This is a genomic window from Streptomyces sp. NPDC050388, from assembly GCF_040655635.1.
Classification (GTDB): Bacteria; Actinomycetota; Actinomycetes; order Streptomycetales; family Streptomycetaceae; genus Streptomyces.
In genome coordinates, this window is record NZ_JBFAKH010000005.1 from 81,045 (window position 1) to 103,426 (window position 22,382).

At 69.8% G+C, this 22,382-nt stretch carries 5 protein-coding genes (1 of these 5 only partly in view); all 5 read left to right on the top strand.

Going from position 1 to position 22,382, the window contains the following annotated elements:
• Tightly spaced (at most 50 nt apart), the 5 genes in view from AB0I73_RS04360 to AB0I73_RS04380 form a layout consistent with a single transcriptional unit that may run on beyond the window.
• Positions 1–3,875, top strand: partial view of an SDR family NAD(P)-dependent oxidoreductase gene (locus tag AB0I73_RS04360; protein WP_363033627.1) — the 3' portion only. It extends 11,338 nt beyond the left edge of the window; 3,875 of the gene's 15,213 nt are visible here — the last part of the coding sequence; the start codon falls outside the window, past its left edge; the stop codon is at positions 3,873–3,875.
• Positions 3,872–11,518, top strand: a complete 7,647-nt coding sequence (locus tag AB0I73_RS04365) for an amino acid adenylation domain-containing protein (RefSeq protein WP_363033629.1) — start codon at positions 3,872–3,874, stop codon at positions 11,516–11,518. Before AB0I73_RS04360 ends, AB0I73_RS04365 begins: the two co-directional genes overlap by 4 nt.
• 18 nt (positions 11,519–11,536) lie before the next feature.
• Positions 11,537–20,764, top strand: coding sequence for an amino acid adenylation domain-containing protein (locus AB0I73_RS04370; RefSeq protein ID WP_363033631.1), 9,228 nt, complete (start codon positions 11,537–11,539; stop codon positions 20,762–20,764).
• A 50-nt stretch (positions 20,765–20,814) separates the two neighbouring features.
• The gene (locus tag AB0I73_RS04375) at positions 20,815–21,069 is read left to right on the top strand and encodes an acyl carrier protein (RefSeq protein ID WP_363033633.1); all 255 of its coding nucleotides are present in this window, start codon (positions 20,815–20,817) and stop codon (positions 21,067–21,069) included.
• Position 21,070: 1 nt separating this feature from the next.
• Positions 21,071–22,366 carry a beta-ketoacyl synthase N-terminal-like domain-containing protein gene (locus tag AB0I73_RS04380; protein WP_363033635.1) on the top strand — a complete coding sequence of 432 codons (1,296 nt, stop codon included), beginning with the start codon at positions 21,071–21,073 and terminating at the stop codon, positions 22,364–22,366.
• Positions 22,367–22,382: the final 16 nt, after the last annotated feature.

Sequence of the window (22,382 nt, forward strand, 5' to 3'; positions counted from 1 at the left end):
TGACGCTGGAGAACCCCAAGCTGCGCACCGGGCTGATCGACTGCCTGGACACCGCCGTACCGGCCGTGGTCGCCGACCGGCTGCGCGCCGAGCCGGCCGGTGCCGACAGCTCAGAGGTGCGCTACCGCGCCGGTCGGCGTCAGGTCAGGCGCCTGGAGGAGGTGGTTGCCGCGCCCCGAGCGGTGACGGAGTCCTCCTGGCGCGCGGGCGGCGTCTACCTGATCACCGGCGGCACCGGCGCCCTGGGCCTGATCACCGCCGAGGAGATCGCCGCCTCGACCGGGGGCGCGACCGTGGTCCTCACCGGCCGGTCCGCGCTCACCGAGCACCAGCGGCACGCCGTCGACGCCTTGCGGACGGCGGGACTGCGGGTGGACCACCAGCGGATGGACGTCGCCGACCGCGGCGCCGTCGAGCGTCTCCTCCAGCACATCGCGCGTACCCACGGCCCGCTGACCGGCGTCGTGCACAGCGCCGGCGTCCTGCACGACGACTTCGTGATCAAGAAGACGCCCGAGGAGCTGAGGCGGGTTCTCGCGCCCAAGGTCGCGGGGCTGGTCCATCTCGACGAGCTCACCCGGGACCAGCCGCTGGAGATCTTCCTCTGCTTCTCCTCCATGACCGGCGCCCTCGGCAATCCGGGGCAGGCCGACTACGCGGCCGCCAACGCCTTCATGGACGCCTACGCGACCCATCGCAACCGCCTCGCGGACGCCGGGCTGCGGCAGGGCAGGAGCCTGTCCGTCAACTGGCCGCTCTGGGCGGACGGCGGAATGCGGGTGGACGAGGCGACCGAGGAGCAGCTGCGGCGTATGGACCTCCTGCCGCTGGACACCGGGAGCGGGCTCCACGCCCTGCGGACCGGTCTGTCGGAGCTGGGCACCGGTCTGCGGGACGGCCGACTCCTGGTCGTGGCCGGGCAGCGGGAGGCACTCCTGCCGCGCCTGACCGGAGAGCGGGCGCAGGCCGGCGGCCCGCAGGACCAGGTCCAGCGCGAACGGGCGCCGCACGACGAGGTTCTGCATGACGAGGCTCTGCACGGCAAGGCCGTGCGCCACCTCCGCCGTGAGCTGGCGGCCGCCCTCAAGCTCGGCCCCGACCGCCTCGACGCGCACACGCCGCTGGAGCGCTACGGCATGGACTCCGTCGTGGCGATGAACCTGATCGCGCAGTTGGAGAAGACCTTCGGCACACTGCCGAAGACGCTCTTCTTCGAGGTGCAGACGGTCCGTGCGCTGGCGGAGTACTTCGTCGCCCAGTACGAGGCCGAGCTGCGCGAGCTGTTCGGCGAGACCGGCGCCGGCGCCTCCACGGGCACCGATGTCGGTTCCCCTGCCGACGCAGGCTCCGTGAGGCAGGAGGCACGGCCGCAGGCCCCGACACAACCGCCGACGGAGCCCCCGGCCGCCCGGACGTCCGCTCCGCCGACGGTGAGGGAGGAACTGCGCTCCCGCCCCGGCCGCCCCCCGAGCGACCACAGCGGCAGCGACAGCACCGCCGCCAGCGGCACCGCCCGTTCGGGGGAGGGGACCTGCGACGACATCGCGATCATCGGGATCAGCGGGCGCTATCCGGGCGCCCCGGACCCGGAGGCCCTGTGGGCCCGGCTCCGCTCCGGCGACGACTGCGTCACCGAGGTCCCGGCCGACCGCTGGAACCATGAGGAGCTGTTCGACCCCGATCGGGACGCGCTCGGCAAGAGCTACTGCAAGTGGGGAGGGTTCCTCGACGAGATCGACCAGTTCGATCCGCTCCTCTTCGGCGTCTCGCCGAGGGAGGCCGAGACCATGGACCCGCAGCAGCGGCTCTTCCTGGAGACGGTCTGGCAGCTCCTGGAGCGGAGCGGGGTCACCCAGGAGACCATCGAGCGGCGCCATGGCCGGCGTGTCGGCGTCTACGTCGGCTCGATGTACCAGATGTACCGGGCCGAGGCCGGGGACGTGGTGCGCTCGGCGCTGACCTCGACCGCCTCGTACAACCTCATAGCCAACCGGGTCTCGTACTTCTTCGGCCTCGAAGGACCGAGCCTGGCCGTGGACAGCATGTGCGCCTCCTCGGCGACCGCGATCCACCTGGCCTGTGCCGATCTGCTGCGCGGCGACACCGAGCTGGCTATCGCCGGGGGCGTGAACCTGACGGTCCACCCGGACAAGTACGTCGCCCTGTCCCAGGCCCAGCTCCTGGGCAGCCACCCGGGCAGCCGCAGCTTCCGCGACGGGGACGGCTACCTGCCCGCCGAGGCGGTGGGCGCGGTGCTGCTCAAGCCGCTGGCAGCAGCGCTCAGGGACGGCGACACCGTCCACGCCGTCATCAAGGGCAGCGCCTCCCTGCACGGCGGCCGGGCCAACCGGTTCATGACGCCGAGCCACAGGACGCAGGTGGACGTGATGCGGCGGGCACTGGAGCGGGCCGACAGCGACCCCGCCACGATCGGTTACGTGGAGGCGGCGGCCAACGGTTCGGCGCTCGGCGACGCCGTCGAGTTCAGCGCCCTGCGTGAGGTGTTCGGCTCCGTCACGGAGCCCGTCGCGCTCGGCTCGGTGAAGGCCAACCTCGGTCACCCCGAGGCGGCTTCCGGCATCGCCCAGCTCACCAAGGTCGTCATGCAGCTGCGCCATCGGGAACTGGCCCCGCCGGTGTCCGTCGGCACGCCCAACCCCGAACTGCGGCTGGAGGACGGGCCCCTTCGGCTGTGCGACGGCCTGAGCGACTGGCGGCCCCGCCAGGGACAGGACGGCAGCCCCCGGCGTGCTCTCATCAACTCCGTCGGAGCTGGCGGCAGCCACGTCAGCATCGTCGTGGAGGAGGCCCCCGAGCCCGAGGCCGCCGACGGCCATCCGGCGCGGAACGCCGAAACCGACCCGCACGCGACGCAGCCGCAGTTGATCGTGCTCTCCGCGCACGATCCCGAGCGGCTGCGCGCCACGGTCCGGATGCTGCACGACTTCGTCGAGAGCGACGACTCCCTCGACCTGGCGGACCTTGCCCACACCCTCCAGGTGGGGCGGGACGCGCTGGCGGAGCGGCTCGCGTTCGTCGTGGACTCCCGCGCGGAACTGCGCCGGACGCTGGCGTGGTTCCTGGAGTCCGAGCAGCCGCCCGCCCAGCTGCACCTCGGCAACGCCGAGGACGGCGCGGGCCCCCTCGGGGACCTGCTCTCGGGCAGCCACGGCGAGGCGTTCGTCGCCGGTCTCTTCGCCGACGGCGACCTGGACCGGCTCGCCGCGCTGTGGGTGAGTGGCGGCCGGGTCGCCTGGAGCGACCTGTACGAGGGACGGCGCCGCCGCCTGGTGGCGCTGTCGACGACCGCGTTCCGTCGCAAGCGCTACTGGGTCGGGCACACCGGCAGGCCACAGCCGTCACAGGTGCAGGCCGCATCGGCCACGGGCCGGCCGGGCGCCCCCCGGCTCCAGCCCGGGCCCCGGCCCGAGCCAGGAGCAGGAGCGGTGCGCCCCGCGGCCACCGCCTCGTCCGCCGCCACCAGCCGGGCCCAGGACCCCGGTGAGGACATCGGCCGCTACCTCGCGGACTACTTCACCGAGGCGCTGGGGCTGGACGCCGGCGAACTCCCCCTGGACAAGGACCTGCACGGCTTCGGCGTCGACTCGATCCTGTGGGCTCGCCTCCAGCGGGCGGTCGAGGCCGATCTCGGCCTCACTCTCACCACCCGGGAGATCGTGGAGCTGGCCACCCTGGAGCGCATCACGGCGGCACTCACCGCCAAACGCGCACCCGAGGCCGTCGCACCCCCCACTCCCGACACGACCCACGACGACGTACGGGAAGCCAGGGCCAAGGCCCTGGAGGCGTTCCGGCAGGGCAACGTCGGACTCGAAGACCTGAAGGCACTCATGAAGGAAGCACCGGGCGCGTGAACGAGGACCAGATTCTGGCGGGTTTCAAGGCGGGCATCTACTCCGCCGAGGACGTGCTCGCCTTCTACGAGCGGCTCCAGGACGCGTCCCGGACGGACGCCCCGGACAGGTACCCCCTGTCCGAAGGGCAGAAGGGGCTGTGGCTCCTCCACAAGCTGCGCCCCGACTCGAACGTGTACAACGTCCCGGTCTGCTTCCGCACCTCCGCGTCGTTCGACGTAGCGGTGTTCCAGGAGGCGTTCGAGCTGGTGGTCGGCCGCCACACCCCGCTGTCCAGCGTGGTCGTGGAGGACGAAGGCACCCCTTACCTGGTGCCACGGACCTCCGGCGACGTCCACTTCCGCCACCAGTCGGTGCCTCCCGGCCTCCCCGATGAGGTCCTGCTCACCCTCGTGCGCGAGCAGGCCAAGGCACCGTTCGACCTGGCCCGGGACTCGCTGGCGCGTGCCTTCGTCTACTCGGCGGGCTCGGCCGACGCGCCCGACACCCTCGTCCTGCTCGTCTTCCACCACCTGGTGTTCGACGGTGCCTCCACCCCCGTCCTGCTGCGCGATCTCCTCCAGGCGTACGAAGCACTGCTCCAGGGCCGCACCCCGGAGGACGCCTCCGGCCGACAGGACAACTACGACGCGTTCGTCCGCTGGGAGGCCGACCTCCTCGCCGGACCGGAAGGCGCACGCCACCGCGCCTTCTGGCAGGAGACCCTGGCGGGCCCCCTCCCCGTGCTGCGCCTCGGCATCGAGCGGGCGCCCGCGCCGGGTGCCGCCGTCGTCGGAGAGACCGCCCGGCTCGCGCTTCCGCAGGAGCTCGCCGTCGAGGTGCGCGACCTGTGCACCGCCCGCGGCATCAAGCCCGCCGTGCTCTTCCTCGCCGTGTACGAACTGCTCCTGCACCGCTACAGCGGAGAGCGCGACCTGATCGTCGGCGTCCCGTCCATGGGCAGGCCGGGCACCGCCTACGACGACTCGGTCGGCTACTTCGTCAACATGGTGCCCGTCCGGCACCGGGTGAGCGGCGACGAGCCGTTCACCGATTTCGTGCGGGAGCTGACGCTGGTCATGGCCGACGGCCTCGACCACGCCGCCTACCCGTTCCCGCGCATGGTGCAGGACCTGAGCCTGCGGACCGATCCCGACAACTCGCCGGTCTTCCAGGTCTCGTACGTCTTCCAGAACAAGCGCATGATGCATGTGACGGACGAGGTTCGCGGCCTCGGCCTCGCCCAGTCCCTCCGGTTCGTCGACCGGATCTCCCAGGAAGGCGAGTTCAAGCTCCACCTGGAGGTCTTCGAGAACGCGGCCGACGACTACACACTGCACCTCAAGTACGATGCCCAGCGCTTCGACGCCGAGGCCGTCGAGCGGTTCCTCGACCACTACCGGCGCCTGCTGCGGTCACTGGTGTCCGAACCCCGGCAGATGCTCTCCGAGGCATCGCACCTGTCCGACGAGGAGCGCCGTCAGCTGCTCGACGAGTGGAACGACACCCGTCGCCCCTACTCCGACGATCGCAGCCTGCCCGACCTCCTCGACGCCGCCGTGGCCCGCCACGGCCACCGCACCGCCCTGGAACTGGGCGGGCGGACGCTGACCTACGAGGAACTCGGCGCGCGGATCGACGCCGTCGCCTGTGAGCTGCGGCACCGGGGTGTCACGGCGGACACCGTCGTCGGCGTCTGCATGGAACGCTCCTTCGAGATGGTGATCAGCCTGTGGGCGATCATGAAGGCGGGCGGCGCCTACCTGCCTCTCGAGCCCGGCTACCCGGCCGAGCGCCTCCAGTACATGATCGAGGACTCCGGCGCCGGCATCGTGCTGGCCCAGACCGGAACCGACACGTCCGCACTGTCCGGCGTCGGCCGGGTGATCCGGCTCGACGCCGAGGGCCGTCTGACCGGCGACGTCTTCGACGGCGCCGCAGCGCCTGCCACCACCGCCGTCGACCCCGGCCACCTGGCGTACGTCATCTACACCTCCGGCTCCACAGGCCGTCCCAAGGGCGTGATGGTCGAGCACCGGGCGGCCGTCAACCGCATGGAGTGGATGCAGAACGAGTACGCCCTCGGCACCGATGACGTGGTGCTCCAGAAGACGCCGTTCAGCTTCGACGTCTCCGTGTGGGAGTTCGTCTGGCCCCTCATCACGGGCGCCCGCCTGGTCCTCGCCGAGCCCGAGGGGCACAAGGACCCCGACCACTTGGTCTCCCTCATCCGCTCGGCCGGGGTCACGACCCTGCACTTCGTCCCGTCCATGCTGCGCCTGATGCTCGACCAGGCCGACTGGGCCCGGTGCACCTCCGTCCGCCAGGTCTTCTGCAGCGGCGAGGCCCTGCCTCCGGAGCTGCCCGCACGGCACTACGCCGTGCACGGCGCACGGCTGCACAACCTCTACGGGCCGACCGAGGCGGCCATCGACGTCAGCCACTGGACGTGCCCGCCCTCCGCCGAGCCGGCCGGCACCGTGCCGATCGGCCGGCCGATCCAGAACATCCAGCTCCATGTGCTCGACGACTTCGGACGGCTGCAGGCCGTCGGCTGCGCGGGCGAACTGCACATCGCCGGTGCCGGCCTGGCCCGCGGCTATCTGAACAACCCCGCTCTGACGCGTGAGCGGTTCGTCCCGAACCCGTACGCCGATGACCCCGACGCGCGCATGTACCGGACCGGTGACCTGGTCCGGCGGCTGGCGGACGGCACCCTGGAATACCTCGGCCGCATCGACAACCAGGTCAAGCTGCGGGGCTTCCGCATCGAACTCGGCGAGATCGAGGAGCGTCTGGCGCGGCACCCTGCCGTCCGGGCCTGCGCCGTAGTGGCCCGCGAGGACAGGTCCGGCGACCCGCGTCTGGTCGGATACGTGGTCCTGGACCGGGAACACACCGGTGACCTCCACGAGGAGCTCATCCGGTACCTCGGCCGCACGCTGCCCGAGTACATGATCCCGAGCGCCCTGGTCCACCTGGGCGAACTGCCCCTGACCCCGAACGGCAAGCTCGACCGCAAGGCGCTCCCGGCACCCGGTGCCGACGCGTACGGCGTCGCCGGCGAGCGCGTCGCCCCCGGCACCGACACCGAGCGGGCCCTGCTCGCGATCTGCGCCGACCTGCTCGGCTTCGACGAGCAGCGCATGGGTGTGAACGACAACTTCTTCGCCCTGGGCGGCCACTCACTGCTGATCCCCAAGCTGACCGCCCGACTGGCCGACAGCGGACTCGACTGCGACCTCCAGAGCGTGTTCGGCGCCTCGACATTCGCCGAGCTGGCGGCCACGATCGACTCCGCCGCGACCGCCGCTCAGGACGACCCGACGACGGGCGAGGCGGCTGCCGAGCCGTTCACCGTCCCGCCGAACGGCATCCCCGTCGGCTGCACCCGGATCACGCCCGACATGCTCCCGCTCGTGTCACTGACCGAGGACGAGCTGGCGACCGTCGTCGCCGCGGTGCCGGGCGGAGCCGCCAACCTCCAGGACGTCTATCCGCTGGCGGCGCTCCAGGAGGGGATGCTGTTCCACCACCTCAAGGAGAGCGGCCGGGACCCCTACGTGCTCTCCGGCGTGTTCTCCTTCGAGAGCCGGGCCCATCTGGACGGTTTCGTACGGGCCCTGCGGCAGGTCATCGCACGGCACGACGCGTTGCGCACGGCGATCCTGACCCAGGGGCTGCCACAGCCCCTGCAGGTCGTGGTCCGGCACGCCGACCTCGAACCGGAGGAGTTCGAAGTGCGCCCCGGCGCCGACATCCAGGAAGAGATCCGTGAGCTGCTGGCGCGGCCGCAGACGATGAGGCTGGACCGCGCACCCCTCATCCGGCTCCGCGCGGCCCGGCACCCAGGCACCCCGGAGTGGTTCGCGGTGCTCAACCTCCACCACGTCATCGACGACGCGACCTCGCTGGGCTTCCTGTTCCAGGAGCTGGTCGCGCACATGACGGGCAGGGAGGGAGACCTCGCGGAACCGGTGCCGTACCGGAACTTCATCGCGCACGTCCGCCACCGCGCCCGCGGCCTCGACCCGGCGGGCTTCTTCCGCGCCCAGCTCGGCGACGTGACGGAACCGACGGCGATGTTCGGCCTGCACGACGTGCACGGCGACGGACGCCGCGTACGGGACCTGCGCCGCCCGCTGGACAGTCGTCTCGGGCAGCGGATCAGGGACTGCGCCAAGGAGCTGCGAGTCAGCCCGGCGACCCTGTTCCACGCCGGCTGGGCGCTGGTCGTGTCGGCGTGCAGCGGACGCGACGACGTGGTCTTCGGCACGGTGATGTCCGGGCGCCTGCAGGGCCCCCGGGGGATCGAGCGAATGCTCGGCAACTTCATCAACACGCTCCCGGTGCGCGTCGGCCTCGACGGCACGAGCGTGCGCGACCTGGTGCGCACCGTCGACCAGGAGCTGCGGGAGCTGGTGCGCTACGAGCAGACCCCGCTGGCCGTCGCCCACAGCCACAGCGACGTGCCCCGCGAGACGCCCCTGTTCAACGCGATCCTGAACTACCGGCACCTGGAGTCCGGTGACCGTATCGACGACTCCGAGCTGGAGCGTGCGGGCGTGAGGTCACTGGCCGGCGTGATCGAGCGAAGCAACTACCCGGTCGCCCTCTCGGTCGACGACCTCGGCCACTCGTTCTCGCTCGACGCCCAGATCGACCAGGCGCAGGATGCCGAACTCGTCATCGGCTACCTCGAAACCGCCATGGCGAACCTGATCGACGCGCTCGCCGGGGACGAGTCGGCCGAGGGGCCTGCCCTGGAGCTGCCCGTGCTGAGCACCGGGCTGCGCAGGCGTGTGCTGGTCGACTGGAATTCTGTTTCGGATGGTGGTCCGGGTGCGGGGCCGGGGGGACGTTGTGTCCACGAGTGGTTCGAGGAGGTCGCCGCGGGGGCGCCGGACGCGGTGGCGCTGGAGTGCGAGGGGCGTTCGGTTTCCTACGGGGAGCTGAACGAGCGGGCGAATCGTCTGGCGCGGTATCTGCGGGGGCTGGGGGTGGGGCCGGATGTGCTGGTGGCTCTGTGTCTGCCGCGCAGTGAGCTGATCGTGGTGTGTGTTCTGGCGGTGCTGAAGGCGGGTGGCGCGTATGTGCCGTTGGATCCGTCGTCGCCGGTGGAGCGGGTGCGGTACCAGTTGGAGGACAGCGCGCCGTGTGTGGTGCTGACGGATGGTCCGCTGCCCGAGGGGCTTGAGGTTCCGTCGGTTCCGTTGGTGGATGTGCGGGGGGACGCGGGCCGGTGGGCGGGGCTTGATCCCTCCGATGTCGCGGTGCCGGGTGTGTCGTCGTCGTCCCTGGCGTATGTGATCTACACGTCGGGTTCGACGGGGGTGCCGAAGGGGGTGATGGTGGAGCATCGGAACGTGACGCGGTTGTTCACTGCGACGGACGAGTGGTTCCGTTTCGGTGCGCGGGACGTGTGGACGTTGTTCCATTCGTTTGCGTTTGATTTTTCGGTGTGGGAGATGTGGGGCGCCCTGTTGCACGGGGGGCGTCTGGTGGTGGTTCCGCAGGCGGTGACTCGTAGTCCGGGTGAGTTCTATGAGTTGTTGTGTGCGTCGGGTGTGACGGTGCTGAATCAGACGCCGAGTGCGTTTCGGCAGTTGATCGCCGCGCAGGGGGAGGGTGCGGCGGCGCATCGGTTGCGTGTGGTGGTGTTCGGTGGTGAGGCGCTGGATGTGGCGTCGTTGAAGCCGTGGATGGGCCGTTCGGTGAATCGTGGTACCGAGCTGGTGAACATGTACGGGATCACTGAGACGACGGTGCATGTGACGTACCGGTTGTTGGGTGAGGGGGATGCGGAGCGGTCGGTGAGTCCGATCGGCCGGCGTATTCCTGATCTGCGGACGTATGTGCTGGATCGTTTCGGTCGGCCGGCTCCGGTGGGTGCCGTGGGTGAGTTGTATGTGGGTGGTGCGGGGGTCGCGCGGGGTTATCTGAATCGTCCGGAGTTGAGTGCGGAGCGTTTTCTGGATGATCCGTTCTGTGGTGTTCCGGGTGCGCGGATGTACCGGACGGGTGATCTGGCGCGGTGGTCCTCGGACGGCACGCTGGAGTATCTGGGCCGTAACGACGACCAGGTCAAGATCCGTGGGTTCCGTATCGAACTCGGGGAGATCGAGGCGAGACTCACCGAACACCCCGCGGTCCAGGAAGCCCGCGTCGTGGTACGCGAATACGATGACCAGGACCGCCGTCTGGTCGCTTATCTGGTGCCGTCGGCCGAGCGGGCACCCGCCGTCCGCGAGTTGCTGCGCTTGGGTCGCACCGAGCCCGAAGTGCTCGCGCAGACCTATGAACTGCCCAATGGCATGACGGTCTTCCAGCAGAACAAGAGCGAGACGGAATTCGTCTACGAGGAGATCTTCACCAATCTCGAATACCTGCGGAACGGGATCACCATCCGCAACGGCGACCGCATCTTCGACGTCGGTGCCAACATCGGCATGTTCACGCTGTTCGTCGGCAGCCGCTGCCCCGACGCGAAGATCTACGCTTTCGAACCGATCCCACCCGTGTTCGATTCGCTGCGCCGCAATGTGGAACTCCACGGCCTCGACGCCAAGGTCTACGCGTGCGGTCTCGCCGCGGAGACCAAGGAGGAGACCTTCACCTTCTACCGGCACAACACCGTCATCTCATCCAGCGTGACCACCGCCGAGCAGGCGCACGAGATGGTCCGCTCCTACCTCCGCAACCAGGAGGAACTGGCCACGGACGGCGAAGGCGGCACGGCAACCGGCGACGAGCTCGTCGCCGAACTGGTCGACGCCCGGCTCGACAGCGAGCAGTTCACCTGCAGCCTCAGGACCCTCTCGGAGATCATCGAGGAGGAGGCGATCGACCGGATCGACCTCCTGAAGATCGATGTGGAGAACGCCGAGTACGAAGTGCTCAAGGGCATCCACTGGCGGGACTGGCCGAAGATCCGCCAGCTCGTGGTGGAGCTCCACGATGTCAACGGCCAGCTGGAGAAGGTCGTCACTCTCCTGAAGGCCCTCGGCTACGACGTCGTCTGCGAGCAGGACAACCGGCTGTTGCGCAACACGACGCTCTACAACGTCTACGCGCGCCGGGCCGATGAGGCGCAGCTCGTCGCCGACATCGACGAGCCGTCCACGGCCGGCACCCGCTGGTCCGGCTCCGCCGCGCTGCTCGGGGAAGTCCAGAGCGCCCTGCGTGCGGCGCTGCCGGAGTACATGGTCCCTGCCGCCCACGTCCTGCTCGACGAACTGCCGCTCACCCAGAACGGCAAGCTGGATCACCGTGCCCTGCCCGCCCCGGAGAGCCTTCACCACAATGCGGAGCAGCTTGTCGCCCCGCGCACCGAGTCCGAGCGGACCGTCGCCGCGGTCTGGGCGGACCTCCTGCATACGGACGTCAACGACCTCGGTGCCCACAGCAACTTCTTCCAGCTGGGAGGCAACTCGCTGCTGGTGACCCGGCTCGTCAACCGCCTGGCGCAGACGACCGGCGCGGAACTGCCCATCCAGGCCGTCTTCGACGGGCCGACACTCGCCGAAATGGCCACCGAGCTGGAACGGCGTGCTCCCATGGCGCCGGCCGAGGGCGCGCTCGACATGGCCACGATCCTGAAGAGCATCGGCCTCATCGAGAACATGAGCGAAGAAGAGCTGGACGCGTTGGAAGGCCAGATCTGAATGACCACGGGGCCGAACATGAACACGACGAACAACGACAACTCGCTGGAACTGATCAGAAAGATCAAGTCCCTGCCCGCCAAGCAGCAGCGCGCCCTGATCGCGATGCTCAAGAAGCAGGGCGTCGACCTTTCCGCGCTGGAGGCCATCCGCCCGTACCCCCGCACCGGGGACGGTCCGGTCCGGCTCTCCTTCGCGCAGCAGCGACTGTGGTTCCTGGCCAAGCTCGACGGGACCAGCGCGTACTACAACATCCCGATGGCCATGCGGCTGCGCGGGCCGCTCGACCGCCCGGCGCTGCTGCGCGCCCTGGAGACGATCGTCCAGCGGCACGAGGTCCTGCGCACCCGCTTCGTGGAGCGGGACGGAGTGCCCTACCAGCACATCGGCGACGGCAGCGACTTCACCGTCTCGCAGGAGGAGCTCGCGGACCCCGCCGAGCTCCCGTCGATCTGCGAGCGCGAGGCCGTGGAGCCGTTCGACCTCGCCCGCGAATCGCTCATCCGGGTGCGCCTGCTGCGCCGGTCCGAGCAGGAGCACGTCCTGCTCGTGACCATGCACCACAGCGTGTCCGACGGCTGGTCGCTCGGTGTCTTCTTCCGCGAGATGGTCGCCCTCTACGAGGCGTTCTGCGCGGGTGCCGAGTCGCCGCTCGCACCCCTGCCGATCCAGTACGCGGACTACGCGCACTGGCAGCGCCAGTGGCTGGTCGACGAGGTCCAGGCCCGCCAGGTGAACTACTGGAAGCAGCAGCTGGAGGGGATCGACCCCCAGCTGTCGCTGCCGACGGACCGGGCGCGTCCCGCCGTCAAGACGTACCGGGGCGCGCACGAGCGCTTCCATCTCCCGAAGGACCTGCTGACGCGGCTCAAGGCGCTCGGCGAACAGCACGACGTCACGCTCTACATGACGCTGCTGTCGGTCTACGCGCTGCTGCTCCACCACTACAGCGAACAGACCGACATCCCCATCGGCACTCCCGTCGCGAACCGCACCCGTATCGAGTCCGAGGGCCTGATCGGCTTCTTCGCCAACACCCTGGTGATGCGTGCCGACCTGTCGGGTGACCCGTCCTTCACCCAGCTGCTCGGGCGGGTGAAGGACATCGCCCTGCAGGCGTACAGCCACCAGGACGTGCCGTTCGAGGCCGTCGTCGACGCGCTCCAGTTGGAGCGCAGCCTCAGCCACTCACCGGTCTTCCAGGTGGCGTTCGTCCTCCAGGAGGCGCAGGTCGACAGCGAGGTACGGCTGGGTGACCTCGACGTCTCCCTCATCGAGTTCGACTTCGACATCACCAAGTTCGATGTGACGCTCGACCTGCGCGAGGCGCCCGACGGGCTGATCGGCGCCGTCGAGTACAACACCGACCTGTTCGACCGGGAGACCGTCCGGCGTTTCGTACGCCACTACACGGCCCTGCTCCGTGCCGTCGTGGCCGAACCGCAGCAGCGGATCTCCCGGCTCAGCACCCTCGACGAGGCCGAGCGGCATCAGGTCCTCGTGGAATGGAATTCTGTTTCGGATGGTGGTCCGGGTGCGGGGCCGGGGGGACGTTGTGTCCACGAGTGGTTCGAGGAGGTCGCCGCGGGGGCGCCGGACGCGGTGGCGCTGGAGTGCGAGGGGCGTTCGGTTTCCTACGGGGAGCTGAACGAGCGGGCGAATCGTCTGGCGCGGTATCTGCGGGGGCTGGGGGTGGGGCCGGATGTGCTGGTGGCTCTGTGTCTGCCGCGCAGTGAGCTGATCGTGGTGTGTGTTCTGGCGGTGCTGAAGGCGGGTGGCGCGTATGTGCCGTTGGATCCGTCGTCGCCGGTGGAGCGGGTGCGGTACCAGTTGGAGGACTGCGCGCCGTGTGTGGTGCTGACGGATGGTCCGCTGCCCGAGGGGCTTGAGGTTCCGTCGGTTCCGGTGGTGGATGTGCGGGGGGACGCGGGCCGGTGGGCGGGGCTTGATCCCTCCGATGTCGCGGTGCCGGGTGTGTCGTCGTCGTCCCTGGCGTATGTGATCTACACGTCGGGTTCGACGGGGGTGCCGAAGGGGGTGATGGTGGAGCATCGGAACGTGACGCGGTTGTTCACTGCGACGGACGAGTGGTTCCGTTTCGGTGCGCGGGACGTGTGGACGTTGTTCCATTCGTTTGCGTTTGATTTTTCGGTGTGGGAGATGTGGGGCGCCCTGTTGCACGGGGGGCGTCTGGTGGTGGTTCCGCAGGCGGTGACTCGTAGTCCGGGTGAGTTCTATGAGTTGTTGTGTGCGTCGGGTGTGACGGTGCTGAATCAGACGCCGAGTGCGTTTCGGCAGTTGATCGCCGCGCAGGGGGAGGGTGCGGCGGCGCATCGGTTGCGTGTGGTGGTGTTCGGTGGTGAGGCGCTGGATGTGGCGTCGTTGAAGCCGTGGATGGGCCGTTCGGTGAATCGTGGTACCGAGCTGGTGAACATGTACGGGATCACTGAGACGACGGTGCATGTGACGTACCGGTTGTTGGGTGAGGGGGATGCGGAGCGGTCGGTGAGTCCGATCGGCCGGCGTATTCCTGATCTGCGGACGTATGTGCTGGATCGTTTCGGTCGGCCGGCTCCGGTGGGTGCCGTGGGTGAGTTGTATGTGGGTGGTGCGGGGGTCGCGCGGGGTTATCTGAATCGTCCGGAGTTGAGTGCGGAGCGTTTTCTGGATGATCCGTTCTGTGGTGTTCCGGGTGCGCGGATGTACCGGACGGGTGATCTGGCGCGGTGGTCCTCGGACGGCACGCTGGAGTATCTGGGCCGTAACGACGACCAGGTCAAGATCCGTGGGTTCCGTATCGAACTCGGGGAGATCGAGGCGAGACTCACCGAACACCCCGCGGTAGGTTCCTGTGTCGTGCTGGCCCGTGAGGACCAGCCCGGCGACAGGCAACTGGTGGCCTACGTCGTCCTGACCGACGACCCCGCCGACGAGAGGCCGGGAGAGCCCGACCATCGCGCCGAACTCGCGCGACACCTGCGGCGGATGCTGCCCGAGTACATGGTCCCCAGCGCCTTCGTGACCCTGGAGCGGCTGCCGATCACCGCCAACGGCAAGCTCGACCGCAAGGCGCTGCCCGCTCCCGGGATCGACGCCTACGCCCAGCGCGACTACACGCCGCCCCGCACCGCCACCGAGCGGATCCTCAGCTCCGCCTGGGCCGAGCTGATGGGCTTCGACGAGGGACGCATCAGCGCCCACGACAACTTCTTCGAGCTGGGCGGGCACTCCCTGCTCATCACCGTCCTGATAGCCCGGCTCAAGGAACACGGGCTGGACGTCACCGTACGCAGCATCTTCAACAGCCCCACGCTGGCCGACCTGGCAGCCGAGATCGACCGGGGGACGGACAGCGGTCCCGCCTACCAGGTCCCGGACAATCCGATCCCGCCCGGCTGCGAGCGGATCACCCCGGAGATGCTCCCGCTGGTCCGGCTCGGCCAGGCCGAGATCGACTCCGTCGTGGCGAAGGTGCCCGGCGGCGCGTCCAACGTGCAGGACATCTACCCGCTCGTGCCGTCGCAGGAGGGAATCCTCTTCCATCACCTGATGGATCCCGCGAACGACCCCTACGTCATCCCGATCCTGCTTGTCGCGTCTGACCAGCAGGTGTGCGACTCCTTCACGGCCGCCCTCCAGGCGCTGATGGACCGCCACGACGTGATGCGCACCGCCGTGGTCACCGAGGGCCTGCTCGAACCCGTACAGGTCGTGCTGCGCGACGTACGCCTGGAGGTCGAGCGGCTGACCCTCGACCCGGACGAGGACGCCGAACGGCAGGCCCGCGCCTGGTTGTCCCGGCCGGGCGCGATGAGCCTGGACCGGGCGCCGCTGCTGCGGCTCGCGGTCGCCGCCGACCCGCACTCCGCACAGCGCTACCTGCTGCTGAGCGTGCACCACCTCATCGAGGACGCGACCTCGCTGCGGCTCATCCTCGACGAGCTGACGGCCCACATGGCCGACCGTCCGGAGCGGCTGTCCCCGCCCCCGGCCTACCGCGACTTCGTCGGCCACACCCTGCAGCAGCTGGCCTCCAGAGACGCGCAGGCGTTCTTCCACCAGGAGCTGGGCGACGTCACCGAGCCGACCACGCCGTTCCAGCTGGTGGACGTGCACGGCGACGGCAGCAGGGTCCGCGACCTGCGCCGCTCGCTCCCGGCCGGCCTGACCCGTGACCTGCGCGAGCAGGCCCAGCGCCTGCGCATCAGCCCCGCCGGCCTCTTCCACGCCGCCTGGGCCCTGGTGGCCGCGGCCACCAGCGGGCGCGACGACGTGGTGTTCGGCACCGTCCTGTCCGGACGCCTCCAGGGCGTCCCCGGCGTCGAGCGGATGCTGGGCAACTTCATCAACACCCTGCCCCTGCGGGTACGGCTGCGCGACCGCAGCGTCCAGGAGCTGGTGTCCGATGTCGACGCCGGGCTGAAGGAACTGATCTCCTACGAGCAGAGCGCGCTCACCCTGGCCCAGCGGTCCAGCGGTCTGGACAGCGACGCCACCCTGTTCAGCTCGATGATCAACTACCGGTACTTCGAGCCCCGCCAGGGCGACGAGGGCCCGGCCACCCTGGAGGACCTGGGCATCCGCTGGCTGGGATCCCTGGACCGCACCAACTACCCGGTCGGTGTGTCGGTCGACGACACCGGGACCGAACTCTCCCTGAACGCGCAGGTCGACGCCACCCTCTCGCCGGACGCGGTACTGGGCTACGTGGAGGCCGCGCTGTCCGGGATCGCCGCCGCGCTGGCCGACGACGACGGGGCCCGCACCCGGGCGCTCGACATCGACATCGTCCCGCCCGCGGAACGCCACCGCCTGCTGACCGAGTGGAACGACACCGCCAAGCCCTACCCCGACGACCACTGCCTGTTCGAGCTCTTCGAGGAGCAGGTGCGCGAGCGGCCGGACGCCGTCGCCGTCGAGTACGGCGACCGGCGGCTGACCTACGCGCAGACCAACGCCCGCGCCAATCGCGTCGCCCATTACCTGAGGGAACAGGGCGTGGGCCCGGACACCCTCGTCGGCCTGTGCGCGCAGCGCTCGCCGGAGATGGTGATCGGGCTGCTCGCCGTCCTCAAGGCGGGCGGGGCCTACGTCCCGATCGACCCGGGCTACCCCCAGGAACGCATACGCACCCTGGTCACCAGCTCCGGTGTGGGCATCGTGCTCAGCGAGTCGAGCCAGCCGGACTCACTCCTCGAAGGCGCCGCGGACGGCGGCCGCCCGCAGGTCGTCCACCTGGACACCGGGGAACGCGCCGGCGACCGCACCCAGGTGCTCGCCGACCGACCGGAGCACAACCTGACCCGGGCGGAGCTGGGGCTCACCCCCGACCATCTCGCCTACGCCATCTTCACCTCGGGTTCCACCGGACTGCCCAAGGGCGTCCTCGTGGAGCAGCGCGGCGTCGTCCGCCTGGTGCGCAACCCCGACTACTTCCCGACCACCTCCGCCACCGTCATGCTCCACCACTCGTCGATCTCCTTCGACGTGGGTTCGCAGGAAGTCCTCGGTCCGCTGCTGTCCGGCGGCCGGCTGGTCCTGCACGACGGCGACTCCAAGGACGTCGGCCAGCTGCTCGACCGGGTGGAGCGCTCGGGCGTCACCATGATGGCTCTGTCGGCGGCCTTCCTCCCGGCCTTCGCGGAGGCCGCGCAGGGGCGGCGCCTGCCGCTGGAGTACCTGGGCGTGGGCGGCGAGGCGTTCTCCGCGAAGGACGTACGCCGGCTTTACCGGGCGCATCCCGGTCTGACCGTCGTCAACGCCTACGGCCCCACCGAGAACAGCATCGCCTCCACCTGCCATGTCATCCCCCGGGACATCGCCGAGGACTCCGTCATCCCGATCGGCAAACCCATCGCCCGGTCCACCGCGTACGTGCTCGACGAGGGCCTGCGGCCGGTGCCGTGCGGCGTCGTCGGCGAACTGTGCGTGGGCGGTCCCGGCGTGGCACGCGGCTATCTCGGCAACCCCGAGCTGACCGAGCTCAGGTTCGTCGCCGACCCCTTCGCCGACGAGCCCGGCGCCCGGCTGTACCGCACGGGCGACCTGGCGCGATGGCTGCCCGACGGCACCCTGGAGTTCATCGGCCGCGTCGACAACCAGGTGAAGGTGCGGGGCTTCCGCGTCGAACTCGGCGAGATCGAGAACGCGTTGCTGTCCCACCCCTCCGTACAGAGCGCTGTCGTCACCACCCAGGCCACCGGCGAGACCAAGAGGCTCGTCGCGTACGTACGGCCCACGGCGGAATGGCTCGACGCCACCGCCCGGGACCAGAACGCCGAACGCCTCGAGCAGTGGCAGGAGCTCTTCGAGGACCAGTACTCCGGTGAACCGGACGAGGACGACGCCGTCGACGAGCCCAGTCTGATCGGCTGGAACAGCAGCTACACCGGGGAGCCCGTCCCGGAGGCCGAGATGGAGGAATGGATCGACGGCACGGTCCGGCAGATCGAAGCGTTCCGGCCCCGGCGCCTGTTGGAGGTCGGCTGCGGAACCGGGCTCCTCCTCTTCCGCTACGCCGAAGCCTGCGAAGCGGTGCACGCGTTCGACATCTCCGCCTCGGCCCTGGCCGGGGTCCGCCGCGGGGCCGACCGCCGGGGCTGGTCACACGTCACCCTCAGCCAGGGCGATGCCCGGTCCGTGACCGTGCCCCCGGGGACGGAGAAGTTCGACACCGTCGTCGTCAACTCCGTCGTGCAGTACTTCCCGAACCGGCTGTACCTGGAGGAGGTGATCGAGCGCCTGCTGCCCCTCGTCGCGGACGGCGGCCGGATCATGATCGGGGACGTCAGGAACCTCGATCTGTTCTCCGCGCACGTCGGAGCCGTCGAACGCAGCCGGCTGCCCGTGCGCACCTCCGCCGGCACGCTCGCCCGCCAGGTGCAGCGCCGCCGCCAGCAGGAGACCGAACTCCTGGTCAGCCCCAGCTACTTCATCGGGCTCCCCGAGCGCTTCCCGCAGATCGGCTCCGTCGACCTCACGGTCAAGCGCGGACTGGGCGACAACGAGATGCTCAGTTACCGCTACGACGTCGTCCTGACGAAGAGCGCCGCCGCACCGCCCGAGGACCTGCCGTGGCTGACGGCCACCACCCCCGATGAGCTGCGCACCCTCCTGGAGGACGGGGCGCACCGCCGCTTCGGCGTAACGGGACTGGTCAACCCGAAGGTCACCGACGACGTCCGCATGATCCAGGGCCTGACCCGCTGGCCCGCACAGACGCAGGTGGAGCCCCTCACCGGCGCCTCACGTCTCTCCGACGCCGCCGCCGCGCAGGTGCGGGAGCTCGAAGCCGTACTCCGGTACGCCGAGGAACTCGGCCACCACGTCGCGGTGACCTGGTCCCAGGACCGGCTGGACGGCCTCGACGTGATCATCGCCAAGGATGAGCCGCCCCGGGCGCGGGCCCGGGAGGACTACCGCCGGTCGTACCTGGCGAACGTCCCGCAGATCGCCCGCACCGGCCAGGAGATGACCAGGACGCTCAAGGAGCACCTGTCGGGCAAGGTGCCCGAGTACATGGTGCCCAGTGTCTTCGTGGCACTCGAAGAGCTGCCCCTGACCCCCAACGGCAAGGTCGACAAGCAGGCGCTCCCCGCGCCCGACGAGGCCGATGTGCACAAGGAGGTGTACGTCGCACCGCACAGCGCCACCGAGCTCGCCCTGTCCCGGCTGGTCCAGGATGTCCTCGGGCTGGAGCGCGTCGGCCTTCAGGACAGCTTCCTCGACCTGGGCGGCCACTCCCTCCTCGCCACCCGGCTCACCATCCGGGTGAAGCAGGAGACCGGCAAGGAGCTGCCGCTCCAGGTGATCCTCGCCGGCGCCACCGTCGGCGAGATGGCCGAGGCACTGGACGCCGCGCCGAGTACCACCCCGGCGCGGAGCGTTCCGCTGCTGCCCGTCACCGACGGAGCTGAGGCGATCCCGCTTTCGTTCCAGCAGAGCGAACTGTGGTTCCTCAACCCGCGCGAGCACCTGGGGTCGGCGTACGACAACGTGCAGATGGCCTACCGGATCATCGGCTTGCTGGACCGCCGGGCCTACGCGGGCGCGTTCGAAGCGCTCGTCGCCCGCCACGCGATCCTGCGCACCAGTTATGTGCGGTGCGGCGACTCCCTCACCCAGCGCGTGAACGACGTCTCCGGTTTCTCTGTGGCCTTCGAGGAGGTCACCGGAGACAGCGCGGTCGCCGAACTGCTGCGAGCCGAGCGGGCACGGCCGTTCGGCCCGGACGACCGGCACATGCTGCGCGTCCACATCCTGACCCTCTCGGAGCACGAGCACGTCGCCGTGGTGACCCGGCCGTGGGGCATCTTCGACGGCTGGTCGACCGGCATCTTCGTGGCCGAACTGAACGCCGCCTACCGGGCACTGAGCCGGGGGGAGGAGCCGTCGCTACCGGAACTGCCCGTGCAGTACCCGGACTTCGCCCACTGGCAGCGTCGCGCCGTGGACGAGGCGACCCGCGAGGGGCAGAAGGCGTACTGGCGTTCCCAGCTCGCCGCACTGCCGTCGTGCGTGTCGCTGCGCACCGACTACCAGCGGCCCCCGGTCAAGTCGTACCAGGGGTCGTCGGTCGAGCTGAAGGTCCCCGCGGAGGTCCTCGGGCAGCTCCACCGCTTCAGCCAGGAGCGGGGCGGCACGCTCTACATGACGCTCCTGTCGGCGTACGCGGCGCTGCTCGGCGGGTACACGTCGGACAGCGAACTCGCGATCGGCTCCCCGGTCACCAACCGGCCCCTGCCGGAACTGGAACGGCTCGTCGGCTACTTCATCAACGTACTGGTGATACGGCTCGACGTGACCGCCGAACAGGGCTTCGGTGAACTGCTGGGACAGGCCAAGCACGTCACGGCCGCGGCCCACGAGCACAAGGACGTTCCCTTCGCCGACCTGGTCCGGGAGCTCGCGCCGAAACCTGACCCCGCCCACTCCCCGCTGTTCCAGGTCATGTTCAACTTGGTGCCCGCGGCCGGACCCGTACCGCGGGACGAGGAGGCCGGGCACCTGGCGTTCGTGCCGCTGCGGACCGACAGCGGGGTGGCGAAGTTCGACCTCAACCTCGTCGTCCGGGAGACACCCGCGGGACTGCACGGATACCTGGAGTACAGCACCGACCTGTTCGCCAGGAAGACGATCGAGGAAATGGCGGCCACCTATGAGAGGTTGCTGCTCAAGATCGTGACGAATCCCGGAGCGAGCCTCTCGCAGCTGCGTGAAGCAGCGGCGGACAGCGCTCTCGGATAAGTCGCCGCTCCACCCCTGTCCGTCATATTTCACAGAGTGAAGGTGCGCCCATGACCAAGGAAGAAATCTTTCCGCTGATTACCGAGGCGATTCGCGAGATCCTCCCCGAACTCGCGGACCACACCTTCCAGGACTCGGAATCCCTGGAGGATCTCGGTGCGAACTCGATGGACCGCGCGGAGATAGTGATGATCGTGCTGGAGGAAATGGACCTGGAGGTACCGTTGGTCGACACCTACGGCCCGCGGAATCTGGGCGAACTCGCCGAGCGGCTGAGCGACATAGCAGCGGTCAGGGCCGGGTGACGTGAGGGACTTCGCCGGCAACACCGACACAGCAGACAACACCGGCACCGCCGTTACTGCTGCCCACACCGATCCCGCCGACCTCGGACTCGTGGTCACCGGGCTGGGCGTCACCACCGCCATCGGCCAGGGCAAGGACGCCTTTGCGCGGGGGCTGTTCGCCGGGAACCACGGGTTCGCGGTCATGGACCGCCCTGGCCGGCAGCTCGACACCCGGTTCGTGGGCGCCGAGATACCGGAGCTGGAGCCCACCACCCGGCTGACCGCGCGGGAACTGCGTACGGTCTCCCTCACCGGACAGGTCGCCCTGGCCACGCTCGAAGAGGCGTGGACCGAGGCCCGGCTGGACGGGTTCGACCCCGAGCGGATCGGCCTCGTCATCGGAGGCAGCAACCTCCAGCAGCGGGAACTGGTCCTGGCGCACGACCGGCACCGGGCCAAGCCGCGCTTCCTGCGGCCCAGCTATGGCATGTCCTTCCTGGACACCGACCTGTGCGGACTGTGCACCGCGGCGTTCCCCGTCCGCGGCTTCGCCCACACCGCGGGCGGCGCCTCGGCGAGCGGCCAGCTCGCGATCATCGAGGCGGCGGAGGCGGTCGCCTCCGGCCGGGTCGACGTCTGCATCGCCGTGGGCGCGCTGGCGGACCTGTCGTACTGGGAGCTGCTGGGGCTGCACTCGATGGGCGCCATGGCGTCCGAGGAGAGCGCGCAAGCCCCCGGACTCGCCTGCCGGCCCTTCGACCGGCAACGGGCCGGCTTCGTCTTCGGCGAGGCGTGCGGCGCGCTGGTCATCGAGCGCCGGGGCGCCCGCCCGGGGCAGGAGGACACCCTCTACGCGCGGCTCAGCGGCTGGTCGGTGCAGCTGGACGGGAACCGCAACCCCGATCCCTCTCTGGACGGGGAGACCCGGGCGATCCGCCAGGCCCTCGACCGCGCCGGGCTGACCGCCGACGCCATCGACTACGTCAACCCCCACGGCACCGCCTCCCCCGTCGGAGACGAGACCGAGGTGGCGGCGCTGCGGGCCTGCGGCCTCACGCATGCCCGGATCAACGCCACGAAGTCGATCACCGGTCACGGCCTGACGGCGGCCGGAGCCGTCGAGGCGGTCGCCGCGCTCCTCCAGATGAAACACGGACGACTGCACCCGACCCGCAACCTCACCGACCCGATCGACGCGTCCCTGCGCTGGGTGCGCGACGAGGCCGTCGAGGCCGAGGTGCGCCACTGCCTGAGCCTGAGCATGGGCTTCGGCGGCATCAACACCGCACTGTGCATCAGCACATGCGACTCATAGAGAGCAGATGAGCGTA